The 17,607-nt window shown below is 46.4% G+C and carries 23 protein-coding genes and 1 pseudogene; 19 read left to right on the top strand and 5 right to left on the bottom strand.

All coding sequences use genetic code 11. The features are described from left to right. Positions 1–1,271, bottom strand: a pseudogene (locus ACWJJ4_RS17615) (ribonuclease YeeF family protein); the annotation flags it as partial. Positions 1,272–1,570: 299 nt separating this feature from the next. On the opposite strand from ACWJJ4_RS17615, the gene ACWJJ4_RS17610 reads away from it, so the two are divergent. The 9 genes from ACWJJ4_RS17610 to ACWJJ4_RS17570 all read left to right on the top strand — a co-directional run bounded on the left by ACWJJ4_RS17610 (position 1,571) and on the right by ACWJJ4_RS17570 (position 6,714). After that, positions 1,571–2,290: a YebC/PmpR family DNA-binding transcriptional regulator gene (locus ACWJJ4_RS17610; protein ID WP_003155709.1), complete on the top strand. Its 720-nt coding sequence runs from the start codon at positions 1,571–1,573 to the stop codon at positions 2,288–2,290. A 179-nt stretch (positions 2,291–2,469) separates the two neighbouring features. Beyond that, the gene (locus ACWJJ4_RS17605; RefSeq protein ID WP_454021839.1) at positions 2,470–2,721 is read left to right on the top strand and encodes a spore coat protein; all 252 of its coding nucleotides are present in this window, start codon (positions 2,470–2,472) and stop codon (positions 2,719–2,721) included. Between the two features lie 175 nt (positions 2,722–2,896). Further along, positions 2,897–3,766: an aminoglycoside 6-adenylyltransferase gene (gene ant(6) / locus ACWJJ4_RS17600; RefSeq protein ID WP_413354069.1), complete on the top strand. Its 870-nt coding sequence runs from the start codon at positions 2,897–2,899 to the stop codon at positions 3,764–3,766. A 133-nt stretch (positions 3,767–3,899) separates the two neighbouring features. Then, positions 3,900–4,148: a spore coat-associated protein CotJA gene (gene cotJA / locus ACWJJ4_RS17595; RefSeq protein WP_003155704.1), complete on the top strand. Its 249-nt coding sequence runs from the start codon at positions 3,900–3,902 to the stop codon at positions 4,146–4,148. After that, complete coding sequence (gene cotJB / locus ACWJJ4_RS17590; RefSeq protein ID WP_003155702.1) at positions 4,132–4,395, top strand: spore coat protein CotJB; 264 nt, start codon at positions 4,132–4,134, stop codon at positions 4,393–4,395. The genes cotJA and cotJB overlap by 17 nt, the downstream gene beginning before the upstream one ends. A 14-nt stretch (positions 4,396–4,409) precedes the next feature. Then, positions 4,410–4,979 carry a spore coat protein CotJC gene (cotJC, locus tag ACWJJ4_RS17585; protein ID WP_003155700.1) on the top strand — a complete coding sequence of 190 codons (570 nt, stop codon included), beginning with the start codon at positions 4,410–4,412 and terminating at the stop codon, positions 4,977–4,979. A gap of 88 nt (positions 4,980–5,067) precedes the next feature. Then, complete coding sequence (locus ACWJJ4_RS17580; RefSeq protein ID WP_060674483.1) at positions 5,068–5,601, top strand: GNAT family N-acetyltransferase; 534 nt, start codon at positions 5,068–5,070, stop codon at positions 5,599–5,601. 30 nt (positions 5,602–5,631) lie between these two features. Continuing rightward, positions 5,632–5,910 (top strand): YesK-like family protein, encoded by a 279-nt coding sequence (locus tag ACWJJ4_RS17575; RefSeq protein WP_454021838.1) that lies wholly within the window; start codon positions 5,632–5,634, stop codon positions 5,908–5,910. Between the two features lie 114 nt (positions 5,911–6,024). After that, positions 6,025–6,714, top strand: coding sequence for a YetF domain-containing protein (locus ACWJJ4_RS17570; protein ID WP_024084984.1), 690 nt, complete (start codon positions 6,025–6,027; stop codon positions 6,712–6,714). A 32-nt stretch (positions 6,715–6,746) separates the two neighbouring features. Here the strand turns inward: ACWJJ4_RS17570 and hmoA are convergent, their stop codons facing one another. Both hmoA and ACWJJ4_RS17560 read right to left on the bottom strand, forming a co-directional pair. Next, positions 6,747–7,073, bottom strand: coding sequence for a heme-degrading oxygenase HmoA (gene hmoA / locus ACWJJ4_RS17565; RefSeq protein WP_003155696.1), 327 nt, complete (start codon positions 7,071–7,073; stop codon positions 6,747–6,749). 84 nt (positions 7,074–7,157) lie between these two features. After that, positions 7,158–7,520, bottom strand: a complete 363-nt coding sequence (locus ACWJJ4_RS17560) for a VOC family protein (RefSeq protein WP_007408938.1) — start codon at positions 7,518–7,520, stop codon at positions 7,158–7,160. Positions 7,521–7,681: 161 nt separating this feature from the next. Here ACWJJ4_RS17560 and ACWJJ4_RS17555 point away from each other — a divergent pair, with 161 nt between their 5' ends. The 9 genes from ACWJJ4_RS17555 (at position 7,682) to ACWJJ4_RS17515 (ending at position 14,556) form a co-directional block, all read left to right on the top strand. After that, entirely contained in the window at positions 7,682–8,548 is an 867-nt protein-coding gene (locus ACWJJ4_RS17555; RefSeq protein WP_063174331.1) for an STAS domain-containing protein, read from the top strand. 281 nt (positions 8,549–8,829) lie between these two features. Further along, positions 8,830–9,858, top strand: a complete 1,029-nt coding sequence (locus ACWJJ4_RS17550) for a sulfate ABC transporter substrate-binding protein (protein ID WP_063174337.1) — start codon at positions 8,830–8,832, stop codon at positions 9,856–9,858. Between the two features lie 15 nt (positions 9,859–9,873). Beyond that, the gene (gene cysT / locus ACWJJ4_RS17545) at positions 9,874–10,710 is read left to right on the top strand and encodes a sulfate ABC transporter permease subunit CysT (RefSeq protein ID WP_060674487.1); all 837 of its coding nucleotides are present in this window, start codon (positions 9,874–9,876) and stop codon (positions 10,708–10,710) included. Between the two features lie 10 nt (positions 10,711–10,720). Next, a complete protein-coding gene (gene cysW, locus ACWJJ4_RS17540; RefSeq protein ID WP_454021837.1) occupies positions 10,721–11,584 on the top strand; it encodes a sulfate ABC transporter permease subunit CysW in 864 nt (287 codons plus the stop codon). 13 nt (positions 11,585–11,597) lie between these two features. Continuing rightward, a complete protein-coding gene (locus tag ACWJJ4_RS17535; RefSeq protein ID WP_102422895.1) occupies positions 11,598–12,668 on the top strand; it encodes a sulfate/molybdate ABC transporter ATP-binding protein in 1,071 nt (356 codons plus the stop codon). A gap of 118 nt (positions 12,669–12,786) precedes the next feature. Next, positions 12,787–12,960: a YezD family protein gene (locus tag ACWJJ4_RS17530; RefSeq protein WP_003155693.1), complete on the top strand. Its 174-nt coding sequence runs from the start codon at positions 12,787–12,789 to the stop codon at positions 12,958–12,960. Positions 12,961–12,987: 27 nt separating this feature from the next. Beyond that, positions 12,988–13,290 carry a hypothetical protein gene (locus tag ACWJJ4_RS17525; RefSeq protein WP_146283738.1) on the top strand — a complete coding sequence of 101 codons (303 nt, stop codon included), beginning with the start codon at positions 12,988–12,990 and terminating at the stop codon, positions 13,288–13,290. A gap of 90 nt (positions 13,291–13,380) precedes the next feature. Further along, positions 13,381–14,025, top strand: a complete 645-nt coding sequence (locus ACWJJ4_RS17520; RefSeq protein WP_070081484.1) for a Bax inhibitor-1/YccA family protein — start codon at positions 13,381–13,383, stop codon at positions 14,023–14,025. 177 nt (positions 14,026–14,202) lie between these two features. Beyond that, a complete protein-coding gene (locus ACWJJ4_RS17515; protein WP_015416996.1) occupies positions 14,203–14,556 on the top strand; it encodes a hypothetical protein in 354 nt (117 codons plus the stop codon). Between the two features lie 125 nt (positions 14,557–14,681). Here the strand turns inward: ACWJJ4_RS17515 and ACWJJ4_RS17510 are convergent, their stop codons facing one another. After that, positions 14,682–15,194 carry a MarR family winged helix-turn-helix transcriptional regulator gene (locus ACWJJ4_RS17510; protein ID WP_146276298.1) on the bottom strand — a complete coding sequence of 171 codons (513 nt, stop codon included), beginning with the start codon at positions 15,192–15,194 and terminating at the stop codon, positions 14,682–14,684. A gap of 150 nt (positions 15,195–15,344) precedes the next feature. Here ACWJJ4_RS17510 and ACWJJ4_RS17505 point away from each other — a divergent pair, with 150 nt between their 5' ends. Further along, a complete protein-coding gene (locus tag ACWJJ4_RS17505) occupies positions 15,345–16,466 on the top strand; it encodes an FAD-dependent oxidoreductase (RefSeq protein WP_454021842.1) in 1,122 nt (373 codons plus the stop codon). Positions 16,467–16,502: 36 nt separating this feature from the next. On the opposite strand, the gene ACWJJ4_RS17500 is transcribed toward ACWJJ4_RS17505, so the two are convergent. After that, positions 16,503–17,573 (bottom strand): DUF3900 domain-containing protein, encoded by a 1,071-nt coding sequence (locus ACWJJ4_RS17500; protein WP_007408944.1) that lies wholly within the window; start codon positions 17,571–17,573, stop codon positions 16,503–16,505. Between the last annotated feature and the right edge of the window lie 34 nt (positions 17,574–17,607).

Here is a 17,607-nt window from a genome sequence, read left to right as displayed (position 1 = left end):
GGTTTTTACATGTTTTGCAGCCGCTTTTTCACCGGCTTCCAAGACGTTATCCACTTTGGCGGCACCTGTTTTGGCGAGCTTGCTTGATACTTTTACAGCTGAGCCGGAACCTTTTAGTCCGACGATGCTCCCGATGGCGTAGGTGATGTAATGTGATCTTGAATACGCATCCCCGTTAACCATTTTATCATTCCACGAATCCGCCAGGTTTGTCCATATGATTTTTGCGTAGGAGGGTGTGTTCAATACAGCCGATATGGTTTTAGCGACTTTTTGTTCATCGGAGAGATGGTAAAAATCCCATGCGCCGACAGCGAGATCTTTGACGCCTGTTATGGTGTCTTTTCCCACATCATAAAGGCCGACGCCTATTCCTTTGACGATATCCCAAGCCGTTTCTCCGACTTCTTCGAGCTGTTTTGCTTGTTCAAGCTGCATCACATATTCCACCTGAGCGGGTTCAAGGTTTTCATAGCCGATCTTCTTCGCGATTTCCAAATACTCATCCGGATCGGTGACACCATCGGCCAGCTTTTTCTTCAGATCCTTGATTTCACGCTCTTTCGCCTCTTCCTTTTTAATCGTCAAATAAGCATCCGAATGTCTTGCAATCTCGCCTTTTTTCTTATGGATGTCGCTTTCACGGTACGCCTTGGCGTTGTAGTGAAGCGGCGTGGCGCTTTTTCCTTTGCCCGTGGCATTTTGAAGCTGCTGGAAGTCAGCTTGGATGAACTGTTCGTTCGCTTCGGTTTCTGCGTATTCTTTCGTTAGATCGTGATCAAGCTTGCCGAGTTATGTATCGTTTCGCTTCTTTTTTTGTCAGCTGAAGAAAGCTTCTGATCTGTGCTTTCCGTTGAAAACAGATCAAGCGAGATGATGTCATCGATCTCACCGAGGATGGAGCGCATGTCCTTTTTCTGCTCTTCCATCATCGCCTTTGATTTACTGAGGGCGTGGGTGAGCTCATGCTCCAGAAATGATTCCTCCACATGCGAATTGGAAAGTCCGGCATCTTCGACCTTACCGGGAAGGCTTGTGAGAAATGCGATTTTCATGTCGATCAGATCAAGCCAGCTGTCTGTGACGCCGGCGTGGTCCTTGAAAAAAGCTTTGATGTTATTTGCGCCCCGGCCTGAGAAATCATTGTCACCAAGATCAGCCATGCCTTGAAACGCTTTTTTCAGATTAACCATCTGGCCGCGCAGTTTTTTGTATTCACCCGCGCGCTGTTTGGCGGCGGCCAGGAGGGTGGTTGCTTCGAAAACTTTCATGACCATATCCTTTCTTTTGTTCGATATCAAAATTTTACCACGTGAGTCAGGATATACAGTGTAGGAAATAGGTAATAAGAATAAAATGAATCTTTTGGCTTGCGACTTCCTTCCTGTATGAAGGGGGGCTTTTTTATGTTTTGTACAATAATCCTCAAATTCGGCTTACTGCGCTCCGGTGATTTTAAGCGTGCCTGTTTTTTCTAATGTCTTACACTCGAAACAACCCAACCGCTGAGGTATAATAGAAGCAGAGTATTTATCATACAGATTCAATTCGTGAAAGAGAGTGGAACAAAATGGGCCGTAAGTGGAACAATATTAAAGAAAAGAAAGCATCAAAGGACGCAAATACGAGCCGGATTTACGCGAAGTTCGGCCGTGAGATTTATGTGGCGGCAAAACAAGGCGAGCCAGATCCGGAATCGAACCAGGCGTTAAAAGTGGTGCTTGAACGCGCAAAGACGTACAGTGTGCCGAAAAATATTATTGAGCGTGCGATTGAAAAGGCGAAAGGCGGCGCGGAGGAGAACTTTGACGAGCTGCGTTACGAAGGTTTCGGGCCGAACGGTTCAATGATCATCGTTGATGCGTTAACGAATAATGTAAACCGCACGGCGCCTGAAGTGCGCGCCGCATTCGGGAAAAACGGCGGAAATATGGGTGTGAGCGGGTCTGTCGCTTACATGTTTGATGCGACCGCCGTTATCGGCGTTGAAGGCAAGACGGCGGATGAAGCGCTGGAATTGCTGATGGAAGCTGATGTGGACGTGCGCGATATTTTAGAAGAGGATGACAGTGTTATCGTGTATGCCGAGCCTGATCAATTCCATGCCGTACAGGAGGCATTCAAAAATGCCGGCGTTGAAGAGTTCACGGTTGCGGAGCTGACGATGCTTGCGCAAAATGAAGTCGAGCTTCCGGAAGATGCGAAAGCTCAATTTGAAAAGCTGATCGATGTGCTGGAAGACCTCGAAGACGTACAGCAGGTTTATCACAATGTGGATTTAGGCGAATAAAGACAAAAAGGCCGGGACGGCATAAGTTCCGGCCTTTTTATTTTGCTTATGCGGCCGGCCTGTATCGTATTTCTCCGTAAGCAATTATTGATTATTTCACCAAAACTGGGCGGATGCCCATACGTTTCCTTCCGCATGTCATAAACTGGACTGTAACCTATGTGAAGGAGCGATAAATCATGAATGAAAGAAGACCGATTTACGGCGGCGGCTATGGAGGCTACGGAGGCTACCCGGGGTACGGTTTTGGCGGCTACGGAGGTTACGGAGGCTACGGTGGCTACGGCGGCTTCGGAGGATATCCGGGATACGGTTTCGGCGGAGGCTACGGCTACCCGGGATACGGTTTTGGCGGTTACGGCGGTTTTGGCGGTTACGGCGGCTACCCGTTCCATCATCATCATCATCATCGGGACAGCCAATTTATCTGACCATTCGGGAAAAGCACTCTTGGAACAGCAAGAGTGCTCTTCTCATGTTCTTGCAGCTGTGTTACGATTGGAGCAAAATCATCAAGTACATATGACATTTCTGTAAATCATGAGCAAGTTGTTTATAAACTGAAAAGCATGATCTGTAAAAACTCTTTATCGGGAGGTTTTACATGTGAGAAGTGAAGACGAAATGATGAAATTGATTCTTGATATTGCGATGAAGGACGAGAGAATCCGTCTTGTCACTTTAGAGGGATCAAGAACCAATAAAAATGTACCGAGAGACAAATTTCAAGACTATGATATTTCTTATTTTGTGACCGATATGGACTCTTTCACATCTGACGAAAGCTGGCTGGATCAGTTTGGCGAAAGAATGATGATGCAAAAACCTGAAGATATGGAACTTTTCCCTCCGGAACTCGGAGACTGGTTCTCCTATCTCATGCTTTTTAAAGATCATCATAAAATCGACTTAACTTTGATCCCTCTGAGTCAAACAGAGAATTATTTTACACAGAGTGATGGTTTGGCGGAAATAGTATTAGACAAGGATGACCGAATCAACAGTAAGATGATTGCGAGTGATGAACAATATCATATAAAGAAACCGACCCCCAGAGAGTTTGATGATTGCTGCAATGAATTTTGGATGGTTTCAACCTATGTGATTAAAGGATTAATGCGTAAAGAAATACTGTTTGCGCTGGATCATATGAATGACATTTTAAGGCCTAATGTTTTGCGTATGATTGCGTGGAATATCGGGATAGAGAATCAGTTTTCATTAAGTGTAGGGAAGAATTATAAGTATATTCAACATTACATGAATGCGAAAGATTGGGAAATTCTGCTGAATACTTATGTCGGCAATACGTATGAAAGCGTGTGGAAGGCATTGTTTGACTGCCAGGATCTCTTCAGAGCATATTCAACGTCAGTGGCTGTTTTATTGAGATATGAATATCCTGAATATGATCGACGACTTACGGAATATACATTGAAACATTATCAGCGCTTTCAATCAGATTTTTCATTATGATTTTTTTACTTCAAATTCCAGATGAGCCGCATTGAGTCCGTTTTTAACGGGCTTTTTTATTTTCTTACAGGGCATAAATGTTGATACGGATTCATACCTATTAAGGTCATGTGTTTAGGAAAGGAGGATCGTAATGAAAGAAAATCAGCCGTTTACACCGGTCAAATCCTATAAACCCTTCCACAGCCGGTTTGATCCCTGCCCGCCGATCGGAAGAAAATACTACAGAACGCCGCCGCATCTTTATATGCGGTTTCAGCCGTATCACTTGGAGCAGTTTTCTCCGATGGAGGCATTGAGAAAAGGAACCCTTTGGAAGGATCTTTACGATTTCTATGATAATCCTTATCGGGGGGGAATCGAATATGGCGAAAAAGATTGATGATGAATACTATCGGCTGCTGGAGCAAATTCAGGCGGCGGACTTTGTCTTGGTGGAGCTGACGCTTTATCTGGATACGCATCCCCATGACCGTCTCGCGCTTCAGCAGTTTCATGAATATTCCCGGTACTCAAGGCAGCTGAGAAAACGGTTTGAACCTGAGTACGGACCGCTTCTGCAATTCGGCGTGAGTCAGGCCGGCGCTCAATGGGACTGGGGCCGCGGTCCTTGGCCATGGCAAGTATAAGGAGGGATCTGTAAATGTGGGTATATGAAAAAAAGCTGCAGTATCCGGTTAAAGTGAGTACATGCAACCCGATGCTGGCTAAGTTTCTCATTGAACAATACGGCGGGGCGGACGGCGAATTGGCCGCAGCGCTCCGGTACTTAAACCAGCGCTACACGATTCCTGATAAGGTGATCGGCCTGCTGACGGATATCGGCACGGAGGAGTTTGCGCATTTAGAAATGATTGCGACGATGATTTATAAGCTGACAAAAGATGCGACACCGGAGCAGCTGCGTGATGCAGGGCTCAGTGATCATTACGTCAACCATGACAGCGCGCTGTTTTATCACAATGCGGCCGGAGTTCCGTTCACAGCGTCTTACATACAGGCGAAGGGAGATCCGATTGCTGATTTATATGAGGATATTGCGGCTGAAGAAAAGGCGAGAGCGACGTATCAATGGATTATTGATATTTCCGATGATCCTGACCTGAATGATTCACTCCGTTTTCTGCGTGAGCGTGAAATCGTTCACTCTATGCGTTTCAGGGAAGCGGTTGAGATTTTAAAAGAAGAACGTGATAAGAAGAAAATTTTTTAAACGGCCCTCAAACATGACGGCTGTTTTTTTCCTTTCTGCGTTTGGTCTATAATAAAGGTGTCGAATATTCTGATTACAGGAGGATTTTATGACACCATTTACGATTACGGAGGAGAAGGCGGGGGCATTCCGGGTCACCTCCGCCCGGAAGGATGATGAAGAAGAGGTTATGGATCTGCTCGTGCAAGCGGCAGAATGGCTTCGCGATAAAGGGTCGAACCAGTGGAGCGGCCTTCTGCAAGGGGAAGATACCCACAATATGCGGGAGGCGATCGCCAAAGGGTATGTTTTTTTATTCAGGCAGAATGAAGAGCTGGCAGGCGTCGTCATGCTGCTTCCCGAAGCAAGCGGGTGGGACAGACGTCTATGGGGCGATGAAGGACATGAGGAGTCCGTATATCTCCACCGGCTGGCGATTAACAGGCGGTTTGCAGGCGCGGGGCTCGGCCGGACAATCATGACTTGGGCGGAGACGGGTGTGTCTTGTCCGGGAAAAACGAAAATCCGGCTCGACTGCGTGGCTGAAAACAAGGCGCTTCAGTCGTTTTACAGCGGAATGGGGTACGAATCAAAAGGACTCGCGCCGGGTTATCATTTGTTTGAAAAAAAGGTGAGCAAATAAAAAGCTCCTCATGACGGAGGTGCAAAAGACATGGGGTTTTTTTATCTGATCTGTCTGGCCGCATTTTGTCTTAACTTTGCCGTATCGGCTGTGCTCCGTAAGAAATGGCCGAAAAAGATGTGGCCTGAGTGCCTTTTGGCGGTGCTGGGCCTGACTGCTTTCGGTACGGTTGTTTACAGCATTTTCGGTGTCGGCGGCTGGGAAGGAATGGGCTTGGGGCTTGCCGCGATGTTTGCGGGTTCCGGAGCGGTAGCCGGTTATGCCGCTGAGGTGTGCTTACGGGTCGTCAGATCGAATCAAAAACAGTAAGCAGAAGTGAAAAAAACGCAGCCTCGGCTGCGTTTTTTTGTGTATTGCCGGCCGCTGTATAGAAAACAGGCGGATGTCCATAATGGTAATGACTTTTAAGAAGAAGGTGCGAATATGGGACATTTACTTACAGTGGCTTGGGAGTTAGTATGCGGCTTGGGTATTTTATTTGTGATTTTAAAATTGCTTGGAAAAACTCAATTCTCGCAAATTACGCCGTTTGATTTTATTTCCGCGCTCATCCTCGGCGAACTGGTCGGAAATGCGGTGTATGATAAAGGCGTCAGGATTATTGAAATCATTTTTGCTTCTCTGTTATGGGGGGTTTTAATTTATCTCATCGAACTGATTACGCAGAAAGTAAAAAGCTCCAGAAAGCTGTTGGAAGGCGAGCCGAGTATTATCATACATAAAGGAAAACTGAAATATGATGTGCTGAAAAAGAATAAGCTGGACATTAATCAATTGCAAAGCCTTCTCAGACAGGCGAATTGCTTTTCCATACAGGAAGCGGAGTACGCAATTTTAGAAACAAACGGGATGGTCAGCGTCCTGCCGAAATTCCAATATGACACGACGAAAAACGGCGACATGCAAATAAAGCCGAAGCAGGTCTCTTTGCCGGTCACGCTGATTATTGACGGCGAAGTGCTGTATGAAAATCTGAAAGAAGCCGGGCTGGAAGAAAAGCAGCTGAATCAGGAGCTGAAAAAGCTGAACATCAAAAAAACGGAGGACGTGCTGTATGCGGAATGGAAGCCCGATAAACCGCTGTTTGTCCTGCCGTATGAGGAGAAAAAATAAAAAGAGCATTGCCCTGGGGCAAATGCTCTTTATTATTTTTCGTGTACGCCTGTTTTAACGGCTCTGACATGATACATACCGACATCCGTTCCAAGCATATAATCAGGTTTCGGCTTGCCTTGGTTTGCTTTGTGGGCCGCGATGTGGTCTTCGCTTTTTTCCCATTGTTTCCAATGGTCTTCAGACTCCCAGCGGATTAACACGACGACTTCTTCATCACCGCGGCGGACTTTTTTTTCCAGAACCGTTACGTCTATCAAACCTTCCTGCTTTTCAATCACGCCTTCTGAACTGAAGCGTTCGATTACTTTGTCGGCATGTCCTTCTTTTACGGTCATTTTTCTGATTTGCACAAACATCTGGCAGCTCTCCAATCATTTTCACGCTTTATCCAATATTTTAAATGAAAATGATTCTCAAAGTCAATTGAGATGCCTGACGGATTACGATTTCAGGAGAAAGACATGACCATCCTCATCTTTAAATTGCACGAAGCTGCCCCATTCCATTTGTTTCGGTTCATCTAAAAAGGTGATGCCGTTCTTTTTCATCTGTTCGTATGCGGCAAAGACATCTTCACACTCAAATACGATAGAAGCCTTCATATGCTCGGCCCCTTTCATCATCGATTTCGGATAAATAACCAAATGAGTGGCGGCCCCTTTGGGCGCTACCTCAAGCCAGAAGGCGCCCGGTCCCATCGGATGCTCGGCGACGGTTTCAAACCCCGCTTTTTCCGTCCAGAATGTTTTCGCTTTTTGCTGATCATCAGTGTATACGGCAACTGTCGCGATTTTTTTGATCATCATACTGACCTCCTGTTTCATTTCTTTTATAGTGTATCCTCCTGCCGAAAAAAGCAATCAAAAGCTTTAATGTGCCGGCTTTTTTTAATTTCTCTAGTGCGATTGGCGATTCCGATTTATAATTTAGACAAAAGTACATATTCTTGAAAGAGGAGACGGCAGTGAACAAAGACCAATTACTTCATGATTATATTATTACACATTCGGCAGAGCTGACGGAAAAATGGCTTAAACTGAGACGGAAGCTGAGAGGGCGTTTTTATTCTGCGGATCAATTAAGTGAGGAAATGAAACGGCTGCTGATCGAGCAGCATACCTTTACAAACACGGTCATCGCAAGCGCTTTTTTGGAAGATCCGGCCGTTTTTCAGCATAATAAAGAAAAATGGGCCGCACAGGTAGCGAAAAGCAGAGTGGAGCAAGACGCGGAGGTTCATGAGGTCGTTGAGGCGATCGGCAATTCAAGAACTGTCTTTTGGGAGGCGGTCACCCGTTTTATGGATGAGCATCAGGACATTGTAACAAATGAGGATGCCCGCCGCTGGAATTACATTGTCAACGGCTCGTTTGATCAGCTGATGACGGATTTTACTGAACAGTTTCAGAAATTAATGATCGCGAGGCTGTCATCTCAGCAGGAGCTTATTTCCGAATTGAGCTGTCCGGTTATTTTGATCGCGGATACGATCGGCACTCTGCCGCTTATCGGCGCGATTGATACAAGACGGGCGCGTGTGATTTTGGAGTCGGTGCCGGAAAACTGTGTCGCCAAACGGATCACAAACCTTGTGATTGATCTGTCCGGTGTGCCCATTGTCGATACGATGGTGGCGCAGCAATTGTATATGCTGTCGAAAACGTTATTTCTCCTCGGCATCAGAACCGTGTTTTCCGGCATTCGGCCTGATGTGGCACAGACTTCTATCCAATTGGGACTTGATTTTTCAGAGTATCAAACTTACGGCTCCCTGGAGCAGGCGCTCGCCAGCATGGGTGTCACATGTGTGATCGAGGAAGCAAAAGCATAGAAAAAAGGTGCTCCGGCCAGAGGCGGGGCGCTTTTTTTGTCAGCGGAAAACAATTTAAATATTCTAAAACTTAGTTGACAGCTAGGGATAGTTTGAATTATTCTTATACACATCGAACCGGCACAAATAGCTGATCGTACACAAACGAAAGCTGGCCGTTCTGCCCAAATCTGATACCGGTATAATTGCCCATCAGTCAACTGAAGGCATATTATTTCCCTTTTTTGAAAGGGGATAATATGCCTTTTTTTATGCGGAAAAAGAGAGGAGAAATCAGGCACATGAAAAAAACAGCGGCATTTTTAGTATTGATCTTATTGGCAGGGGCGCTGTCAGCCTGTCAATCTGAGTCCGGCAGCGCGTCATCAGACGGAAAGACCGTTCAGCTGCTGAATGTATCGTATGATCCGACACGGGAGCTGTATAAAGAGTATAATCAGGCCTTTTCTTCCTACTGGAAAAAGAAAACGGGTCAAGATGTAACCGTTCAGCAGTCGCACGGAGGTTCGGGGAAGCAGGCCAGATCCGTAATAGACGGACTCGACGCTGATGTCGTAACGCTTGCTTTAGGTTATGACATTGATTCGATAGCAGAAAAAGCCCGACTCATTGATCAAAACTGGCAGTCACGTCTGCCGGATCAATCAACTCCTTACACGTCAACCATCGTATTCTTAGTCAGAAAAGGGAATCCGAAACACATCACTGATTGGGCTGACTTGGTGAAAAAGGACGTTTCGGTCATTACGCCCAATCCGAAAACATCGGGCGGAGCCAGATGGAACTATTTAGCGGCATGGGCATATGCCGATGAAACGTATCATCATGACGACACGAAAATCAAACAGTTTATGAAAGACCTCTACGGCAATGTGGAAGTGCTTGATTCAGGGGCGCGCGGAGCCACGACCAGTTTTACAGAAAGAGGGATGGGGGATGTGCTGATCGCCTGGGAAAATGAGGCCTATCTCACACTGAAGGAATTCGGCAAGGAGAAATATGAGATTGTCAATCCTTCAATCAGCATTCTGGCTGAGCCTCCTGTCTCTGTTGTCGACAAAACCGCCGATAAAAAAGGAACAAAAAAAGCGGCTGAAGCATATTTGTCCTACCTCTACAGCAAAAAAGGGCAGGAGATCGCCGCGAAGAATTTTTACCGGCCCCGCGATAAAGAGGTTCTGAAAAAGTATGAAAAACAATTCCCGCAGATTAAAACGGTGACGGTCGAAAAGGAATTCGGCGGCTGGAAAAAAGCGCAGGAAACCCATTTCAATGACGGCGGAACCTTTGACAGCATCTATGAGAAATAGAAAGAGGAAACGAGTATGAGAACGTTACTTTTCAAAAAAACAAAACCGTCCGTGATTCCGGGGTTCGGATTAACGATGGGATTTACATTTTTATATATGGCCGTTTTGGTTATCGTGCCGCTGTCCATGGTGTTTTTTCATACGATGTCAATGGGGCCCGGGGACGTCTGGCATATCATTTCTGAGCCGAGGGCCGCGGCTTCCTATCGGCTGAGCTTCTTGACGGCGGGCTGCGCCGCTTTGATCAATGCGGTTTTCGGCGTTGTCATCGCCTGGGTGCTGACGAGATATGACTTTCCGGGGAAAAGGCTGGCTGACGGCCTGGTTGATCTGCCGTTTGCGCTGCCGACCGCCGTCGCAGGCATTACATTAACGGCAATGTATTCACCGGACGGCTGGATCGGACAGCTGTTTCCTTTCCGTATTTCCTTTACACCGATCGGCATTGTCATCGCATTGACGTTTATCGGGCTGCCTTTTGTCGTCAGGATGGTTCAGCCCGTCTTAGAAAATCTCCAAAAGGAAACGGAAGAAGCATCTGCGTCACTTGGAGCTTCGAAATGGAAAACCTTCCAAAAGGTCATTCTGCCGGAGCTTTTTCCTTCTATTATATCGGGTTTCGCATTATCTTTTGCCCGCGCCCTCGGGGAGTATGGTTCTGTTGTATTTATCGCGGGCAATATGCCGTTTAAAACCGAGATTTCCCCGCTGATCATTATGACGAAATTAGAGCAATACGATTATGCCGGGGCAACAGCTGTTGCGGCAGTCATGCTTGTCATCACATTTTTCATTTTATTCATCATCAATGGATTGCAATGGCTCACCGCGAGAAAATACGCAGGAAGGTAGGGGATATGCCATGCAGCTGGAAACAGCGAAAACAGCCGTGCCAAAGCGGGAGATGCGGGAATCACCCGTTGTGAAATGGGTGCTGATCTCAGCGGTCCTGCTCTTTTTGTCCATATTTTTAATCATGCCGCTTGCATTTATATTTATTGAAGCTTTTAAAAAGGGAGCGGAAGCATATATCCTCTTTGTCACGCATCCGGATTCCCTTGCCGCGATGAAATTGACGCTCCTCGTCGTTTTCATCACGGTTCCGCTGAATACGCTGTTCGGCGTCGCCGCGGCGTGGGCTGTGACCAAATATGAATTCAGGGGGAAAAGTCTGTTTTTGACACTGATTGATCTGCCGTTTGCCGTGTCTCCGGTAATCGCGGGCTTAATCTTTGTCCTTTTGTTCGGGCTTCACGGCTGGCTTGGTCCATTTTTACTTGATCACCAGATAAAAATCGTCTTCGCAGTCCCGGGAATCGTGCTTGCATCCTTGTTTGTGACGCTCCCTTTCATTGCCCGGGAATTAATACCGCTTATGCAAAGCTTGGGAAATGCTGAAGAAGAAGCGTCCGTCACCCTTGGTGCTGGTGGCTGGAGAACGTTCTGGCATGTGACGCTTCCTAATATCAAATGGGGGCTGATCTACGGGGTGATTTTGAGCGCGGCCCGAACAATCGGCGAATTCGGCGCCGTATCAGTCGTTTCCGGTCATATCAGGGGTGTTACCAACACGCTCCCGCTTCATATCGAAATTTTGTACAACGAATATCAGTTTACGGCCGCTTTTGCGGCGGCCTCCGTCATGTCGGTTTTTGCGATTGCGACACTGTTTTTGAAAAACATCATTGAATGGAAAGCCGGTTATCGTTCTGTCAAAGCCGGATGAGGAAGGAGTCATTATGGAGATTACGATCGACACTATTTCTAAGCATTACGGAAACTATCAGGCATTGCGGGATATCAATCTTCACGTCAATAATGGCGAGCTGGTTGCGCTTCTCGGCCCGTCAGGCTCAGGCAAAACGTCATTATTGAGAGTCATTGCCGGCCTCGAGCAGGCGGATGGGGGACGTGTCCTGTTCGGAAAACAAGATGTGACGGATACGCATGTAAAAAGCAGACATGTCGGTTTTGTGTTTCAGCACTATGCGTTATTCAGCAAGATGACGATTTTTGAAAATGTCGCCTACGGATTAAAAGTCCGTCCGCGAAAGCAGCGTCCCGCCAAAAAGGAAATTGCCGAAAAGGTGAGAGAGCTTCTGGCGCTTGTGAAACTGGAACCTTATGAAAAGCGCTATCCCTCGCAGCTGTCAGGCGGACAGAGACAAAGAGCCGCCCTCGCACGCGCCTTGGCCGTAGAACCGAACATTCTGCTGTTGGATGAACCGTTCGGCGCGCTTGACGCCAAAGTAAGAAAAGAGTTAAGGCAATGGCTCAGACGGCTTCATAATGAATTCGGCATGACAAGTATTTTCGTCACTCACGACCAGGAAGAAGCGCTTGATGTGGCCGACCGCATCGTCATTATGAATGAAGGTGCGATTGAACAGATCGGAACGCCGCAGGAGGTGTATGATCACCCCGCAAATCCGTTTGTGTACGACTTTCTCGGCAGTGTCAACGTATTTGAAGGAAGAGTGGAGGAAGGAAAGCTGATCACCGGAAACGCAGCAATACCTGTCGGGCATGCTGATCAGGACAAGGGGATCGCTTATGTGAGGCCGCACCATTTTACCGTAGAAAAAAAACCGTCCGGTCTGCATTCATTTGAAGCAAAGACGGCTCATATCCGCGCCATCGGACCGTCCGTCAGATTGGAAGCCGTCCGTACCGACACAGGCCAGCACTTGGAGATTGAGCTCTCAAAAGAGCAATATGACGCCTTGGGGGCGGGCGTCGGCGACACGGTTTATGTCAAAGCGAAGGAAGTGAAAGTTTTCGCAAAGAAAACATATCCGAAAATTGTGTAAATGCTGTTGATTTCTGAATGAAAACATAATAGTATAATTATATATTTCTTATCAGAATAGTATGAATTAAAACACTCATTGTCAAAAGACGAACGGCCAGACATAAAGGGGGAGCATGATGACGTCCAAAGGAAACGTAGATCCGCATGTGATCGAAAAGATTATCAGTGCGCTGGAAACGCTCGATTTCGGGACTGTTCAGATTACGGTTCATAATTCCCAAGTGACACAAATTGATAAGGTGGAGAAATATCGATTTTCCCTGAAGAGCAAAGAAGTAAAACAATCTTAAAAAACAGCCAATGACAGGAGGCGACATATGAAGCATTCAACTGTTCCTTTCCGGGAGAGCCGGTATCTGCACCTGCCCGAAGTGCGCTTTCTGCATTGGTGCACGAAGCAATACGGCATAAATAAAGGCGTGCTCAATACAATTGATGGCTGGTTTTATGATGCGGGCGTCATTCCGATTCCTGTCAGGCGTATTTATGTGCTGGCATTCCTTGATTTCGTGAAAACGCCGGGGCAGAAGGGGAATATCCGATTCGGGCACGGCGGATTGACGAAAAAACTGCATGATTTCATGGATATGCAGGAGTGCGCAGCAAAACGTCAGGCCTGACATCCTTAAAATCTTCTTAAAATCATGCAAATTTCTCCCATTTTATTTATAATAGACCTATCACGATCATTTTTTGGGAGGACTTTTGACATGCAAACTGCTGCTTATGAGAGCAAACAATCTATTATGCAGCGCATTATAACGGTATTTGTGTTTACACTGTTAGTTGCGACAATCGGCCTGTATACGGGCCAGTTCATTCCGCCGGCATTGATGCTGCCGCTGTCGGTCTTGGAGGTCATCATGATCATCGCCGCATTTTGGCTGCGCCGAAAAAAAGCCGTCGGATATGTGTTTGTCTTTTCATTCGCTTTTATTTCCGGAATGACGCTGTTTCCGATCATCAGCCATTATGCGTCCGCAGCCGGAGCCTATGTCGTATTGGAGGCATTCGGTTCTTCGTTTTTGATTTTTGCGGTGCTCGGCACGATCGGCGCTAAAACGAAAAAGGACTTGTCGTTTTTATGGTCCTTCTTGCTTGTCGCTCTTATCGCGCTTCTCGCAGTGGGGATCTTTAATATTTTCAGCCCGCTGAATTCCGCCGCCATGATGGCGTATTCCGTCATCGGAACGATTGTGTTTTCAATGTACATCTTATACGATCTGAACCAGATCAAGCACCGGGACATCACGGCTGACCTGATTCCTTTGATGGCATTGACGCTTTATATCGACTTTATCAACTTGTTTATCAACCTGCTTCGGTTTTTCGGGATTTTAAACAGTGATGATTAACCGCGCGAAAAAGGCGCCCTGCTAAGAGGGGCGCCTTTTGTTAATTCTAAGAGTTTTGAATTTTTAATCTCATAAGCCATGAGATCCCCTTTGTCATACGTTTGCCAGCTAGAAGTGAACGGAGGGTTTGTCATAATAACAAACCTGTTTCAAAAAATTTGAAAGGGGAAGGATATTATGCCTTGTAGTACAGATTATGCAACATATGTATTGAGAGTTTGTACCGATGCGGATTCTTATTCTGCAAAAGCTACTTCTATTGATTGTGTAGCATCATATGGGGGCGGGACAATCGCAACATTTGATTATTCCATGACAATTGATGTTTGGAACGGTTCAAAATGGGTGGCTAATGAAACAAAGAAAGGTTCTTTCAGTCACTCAACACCTAAAAAAGTATTTAAACTCTCAAATCAAAAATCGTTAAAAAAAGGATCAAATAGTGTGAGAGTGAGGTTGAAGACTAAAAATCGATATACAAATGTAACTTCCAGCATTAAAACACCTGCATTTATAGTGAAGAGAAAGTAATTTTAAAATTATTTCTTCTGAAACAGCCTGAACAAACAAATGTGCAGGCTGTTTTTTTATAACCCTCATCTTTTTACTTCAATTTCTATCTCATAGAAATTTGCCTTTGTTTTTACGATACTACTTTATGTTCTGTCTCCGGAAAACAGCAAAAGCTTATCAAATAAAACTTCAAGCATTTTTGTCAATTCCGCTTTTTCTCCAGCAGTGAAGCTTTCCATGACTGCTGAAATGTTGGAGAAGTGGCCGGGAAGAAACAGCATCAGCTTTTCTTTTCCTTCCCTTGTAAGTTCGATGCTGATTTTTCGTCTGTCACCGGTATGCCGGCTGCGGTTTACAAAGCCGTCCCGTGCGAGTCCGTCGATCAATCCGGTGATGGTCGCTTTGGTGACATTGGATTTTTTCGCCAGCTCCGTCGGACTCAGGCTGTGGCCGGGTGCGTCAAACAGAAACATTAAAATTTTGAATTTCCCTTCGGACAATCCGTGACTTGAGAAATAATGCTCCATGACCTGATTCATTTTTTTAGACATATCAAATAACGTCAAAAATGTTTTCAATGATTCAGCATCCATATCGGCGTAAATCTCAGCGCGTCCGGCAATCTGCGAGTAATCCGGCAAATGTCTCAACTCCATTTTTGTAAGCCTCCGTACTATTTTAGTGGTTCAAAGTATAAGCTTGCCGGATTCAAAAGGCAACCTATAAAGATTGACAGTTTTTCAGCCTGTATAGTAAGGTGGCTAATAGTTAATGAATGATAAATAAATAGAGAAGGCGGTATCGTGATGAACCATGAAGTGAAAAAGATCATCATAGCGGGCGGAGGGATCGGCGGCCTGTCCGCAGCGATTTCTCTCGGCAGAGCGGGTTTTGAAGTGACCCTTTGCGAGGCGGCGTCCGACATGCGAAAAAGCGGAGCGGGCATTCTTCAGCCTCAAAATGCGCTTCGGGTGCTTCGGGAAATCGGTGTGTATGATGAATGCTGCCAACACGGCTTTCAAACGGAATGGCTGAAGCAGCATGATGAAAACGGAACGCTGCAGTTTAAAGTGAGTGAGGCGTTTTTAGATGATTCATTGCCGGGGCGGAATAATATATTGCGGCAAACGTTAAACGATATCCTCAAAAAGCATGCTGAAGCGGCGGGGGTCACAATTCTGCCCGGTAAAAAAGTCGTGTCTTACGAAGAAACGGCAGATGAAATAACGGTGCATTGTGGAGACGGAGCCGCGATGACGGCTGACATTCTCGCCGGCTTTGACGGCATCCGCTCCGCTGTCCGCGATCAAATGCTGCAAAGGGAAGTGAAAACAGAGTATCTAGGCATGGGAGCGCACAGATTTTACATTTCTTTTCCCGAGCCGATATTTCATGATTCGACACTGATGTATAAAAAAGGGCAGACGCAGGTCGGGGTCGTGCCGCTCTCTGAAAAAACAGGATATGTATTTATCATCCGGCCGTATGACGCTGACTTCAGGGATGACGAGGACACACGTTTTGAACGGGTGAGAGACTTGCTGCGCGGAATTCCGGGAGTGAAGTTTGTGACAGAGAATATGTCAAAGGAATATCCCGTTTTGTTTCATAAGATTGAGCAGATGGCGGTCAAAGAACCGTGGCACAGAGGCCGCGTCGTTCTGGGCGGGGATGCCGTCCATGCAGGAGCGCCGACATTGGCGCAGGGAGCGGCGATGGCGATTGAAGACGCGATTGTGCTTAGTGAAGAACTGCAAAAGCACGAAAACCATGAAACTGCATGTCAATCATACTTTGAAAGACGGGCGGAGCGGGCATTACAGGTGCAGAATCTCTCATCTGAAATCGTCCGCCGCGAGATAAAGGGAACGCCCGGCGTCCAAGACATCATCGGTGAATGCTATCGATTGCTCAAAGAGCCTTATTAAATAAAGAAAGTCCAGAACATGGCGTCTGGACTTTTGTCAGTCTTGTTCAGATTTATTCCGTATCCGCTCAATCACCTCATGCAGCCCCTCAGGCTTGTGAAACTCCACCGGCGAACTGCCTTTTTCAAACGAGATCGTCTCCGCCTCAATGAGCGCGACATAGCGCCCGTTCACTTTTGCGAGATGGATGGATTCGCCGAAATCAGCCAGTAATCCTTTAATCTCTGTTTCTCCGACTTTCATTTTCAGCTCGGCTTCCGGCGTGTGTTCAATGATCTGCGCGGATGCCTCGATGACTTGATGGGTGTCGAGGCGCTCCTGAATTTCCCGCTTTTCACTCGCTTCCCAAATTTCAATGTCGTGCTCAAACTGCTGAAGCTCTTCGCTGTTTTCTTCAAAAGTTTCATACACGTGCTCCTGCACCATGTTCATGACTTGGTTTTTCATGATTTCCGGCATCGATTCGCCATATTCGACAAATTTGAGAAAATCTTCGAAATAACGGGCGTGCGAGGCTTGGTGGATTTTCAGCTCATGCTCTTCCGTCATGCCTTCTTCCGGCATATACGGATATTGAATGCTTTTCATGTTTTTTGTCGTGATGGCCATTTCGACCTTTTTAATGAGAGACGAGGCGTCTGAGATGCGGGCGACCTTCGGCTCGAAATCGCATTTCATCATAAAGACGAATTTGTCCTCAAAATATTTGCGCGGAACGGCCGATGCCACGATAAAAACACCGCCGCGCACGGCGCTCGTGTCAAGATAAGTACGGACGAACTGCTCGCTTGCCTCGATAAATGCTTCCTTCGTATCCGCAAGTCTGGCGCGGTTGAAAAGGTTGTAATTCGGATTTGAATCAAGCTCATGGCCCGGCTCCGTGATAAAATGGCCGATTTTTGTGGGGACCTGCTCGGATTGCGGATGCCGTTCGGCTTTCCGTTTGACGATTTTCTTCAATTCCCCGTCAAGAAAATCCTTCAGCTCGCTTTCTTCAAATTCTTCCGTGTCAAGGGTCTGGAAATGTTTGAACTGTTTATTTGCCTGTTCGTCTTTTCCTTCCACTTGAATGACATAAAACGATAAAAACTTGATTTCAAAATCCATATGTGAACTCACCTTATTTCTGTATTTGACAAGC

It is taken from the genome of Bacillus sp. JK62 (genome assembly GCF_053663455.1).
This window is presented reverse-complemented; position numbering and strand designations above follow the sequence as displayed.

What these genes read in the sequence shown, in the direction of transcription:
- ACWJJ4_RS17605 (WP_454021839.1), top strand. Translation starts at nt 2,470, where the DNA reads ATGAATGAAAGAAGACCGATTTACGGCGGCGGCTATGGAGGCTACGGA.
- ACWJJ4_RS17610 (WP_003155709.1), top strand. Translation starts at nt 1,571, where the DNA reads ATGGGCCGTAAGTGGAACAATATTAAAGAAAAGAAAGCATCAAAGGAC.
- ACWJJ4_RS17530 (WP_003155693.1), top strand. Translation starts at nt 12,787, where the DNA reads ATGACGTCCAAAGGAAACGTAGATCCGCATGTGATCGAAAAGATTATC.
- ACWJJ4_RS17510 (WP_146276298.1), bottom strand. Translation starts at nt 15,194, where the DNA reads ATGGAGTTGAGACATTTGCCGGATTACTCGCAGATTGCCGGACGCGCT.
- ACWJJ4_RS17570 (WP_024084984.1), top strand. Translation starts at nt 6,025, where the DNA reads ATGGGACATTTACTTACAGTGGCTTGGGAGTTAGTATGCGGCTTGGGT.
- ACWJJ4_RS17505 (WP_454021842.1), top strand. Translation starts at nt 15,345, where the DNA reads ATGAACCATGAAGTGAAAAAGATCATCATAGCGGGCGGAGGGATCGGC.
- ACWJJ4_RS17560 (WP_007408938.1), bottom strand. Translation starts at nt 7,520, where the DNA reads ATGATCAAAAAAATCGCGACAGTTGCCGTATACACTGATGATCAGCAA.
- ACWJJ4_RS17535 (WP_102422895.1), top strand. Translation starts at nt 11,598, where the DNA reads ATGGAGATTACGATCGACACTATTTCTAAGCATTACGGAAACTATCAG.
- cotJA (WP_003155704.1), top strand. Translation starts at nt 3,900, where the DNA reads ATGAAAGAAAATCAGCCGTTTACACCGGTCAAATCCTATAAACCCTTC.
- ACWJJ4_RS17515 (WP_015416996.1), top strand. Translation starts at nt 14,203, where the DNA reads ATGCCTTGTAGTACAGATTATGCAACATATGTATTGAGAGTTTGTACC.
- cysT (WP_060674487.1), top strand. Translation starts at nt 9,874, where the DNA reads ATGAGAACGTTACTTTTCAAAAAAACAAAACCGTCCGTGATTCCGGGG.
- ACWJJ4_RS17500 (WP_007408944.1), bottom strand. Translation starts at nt 17,573, where the DNA reads ATGGATTTTGAAATCAAGTTTTTATCGTTTTATGTCATTCAAGTGGAA.
- hmoA (WP_003155696.1), bottom strand. Translation starts at nt 7,073, where the DNA reads ATGTTTGTGCAAATCAGAAAAATGACCGTAAAAGAAGGACATGCCGAC.
- ACWJJ4_RS17525 (WP_146283738.1), top strand. Translation starts at nt 12,988, where the DNA reads ATGAAGCATTCAACTGTTCCTTTCCGGGAGAGCCGGTATCTGCACCTG.
- cysW (WP_454021837.1), top strand. Translation starts at nt 10,721, where the DNA reads ATGCAGCTGGAAACAGCGAAAACAGCCGTGCCAAAGCGGGAGATGCGG.
- ACWJJ4_RS17575 (WP_454021838.1), top strand. Translation starts at nt 5,632, where the DNA reads ATGGGGTTTTTTTATCTGATCTGTCTGGCCGCATTTTGTCTTAACTTT.
- ACWJJ4_RS17520 (WP_070081484.1), top strand. Translation starts at nt 13,381, where the DNA reads ATGCAAACTGCTGCTTATGAGAGCAAACAATCTATTATGCAGCGCATT.
- ACWJJ4_RS17580 (WP_060674483.1), top strand. Translation starts at nt 5,068, where the DNA reads ATGACACCATTTACGATTACGGAGGAGAAGGCGGGGGCATTCCGGGTC.
- ACWJJ4_RS17550 (WP_063174337.1), top strand. Translation starts at nt 8,830, where the DNA reads ATGAAAAAAACAGCGGCATTTTTAGTATTGATCTTATTGGCAGGGGCG.
- cotJC (WP_003155700.1), top strand. Translation starts at nt 4,410, where the DNA reads ATGTGGGTATATGAAAAAAAGCTGCAGTATCCGGTTAAAGTGAGTACA.
- cotJB (WP_003155702.1), top strand. Translation starts at nt 4,132, where the DNA reads ATGGCGAAAAAGATTGATGATGAATACTATCGGCTGCTGGAGCAAATT.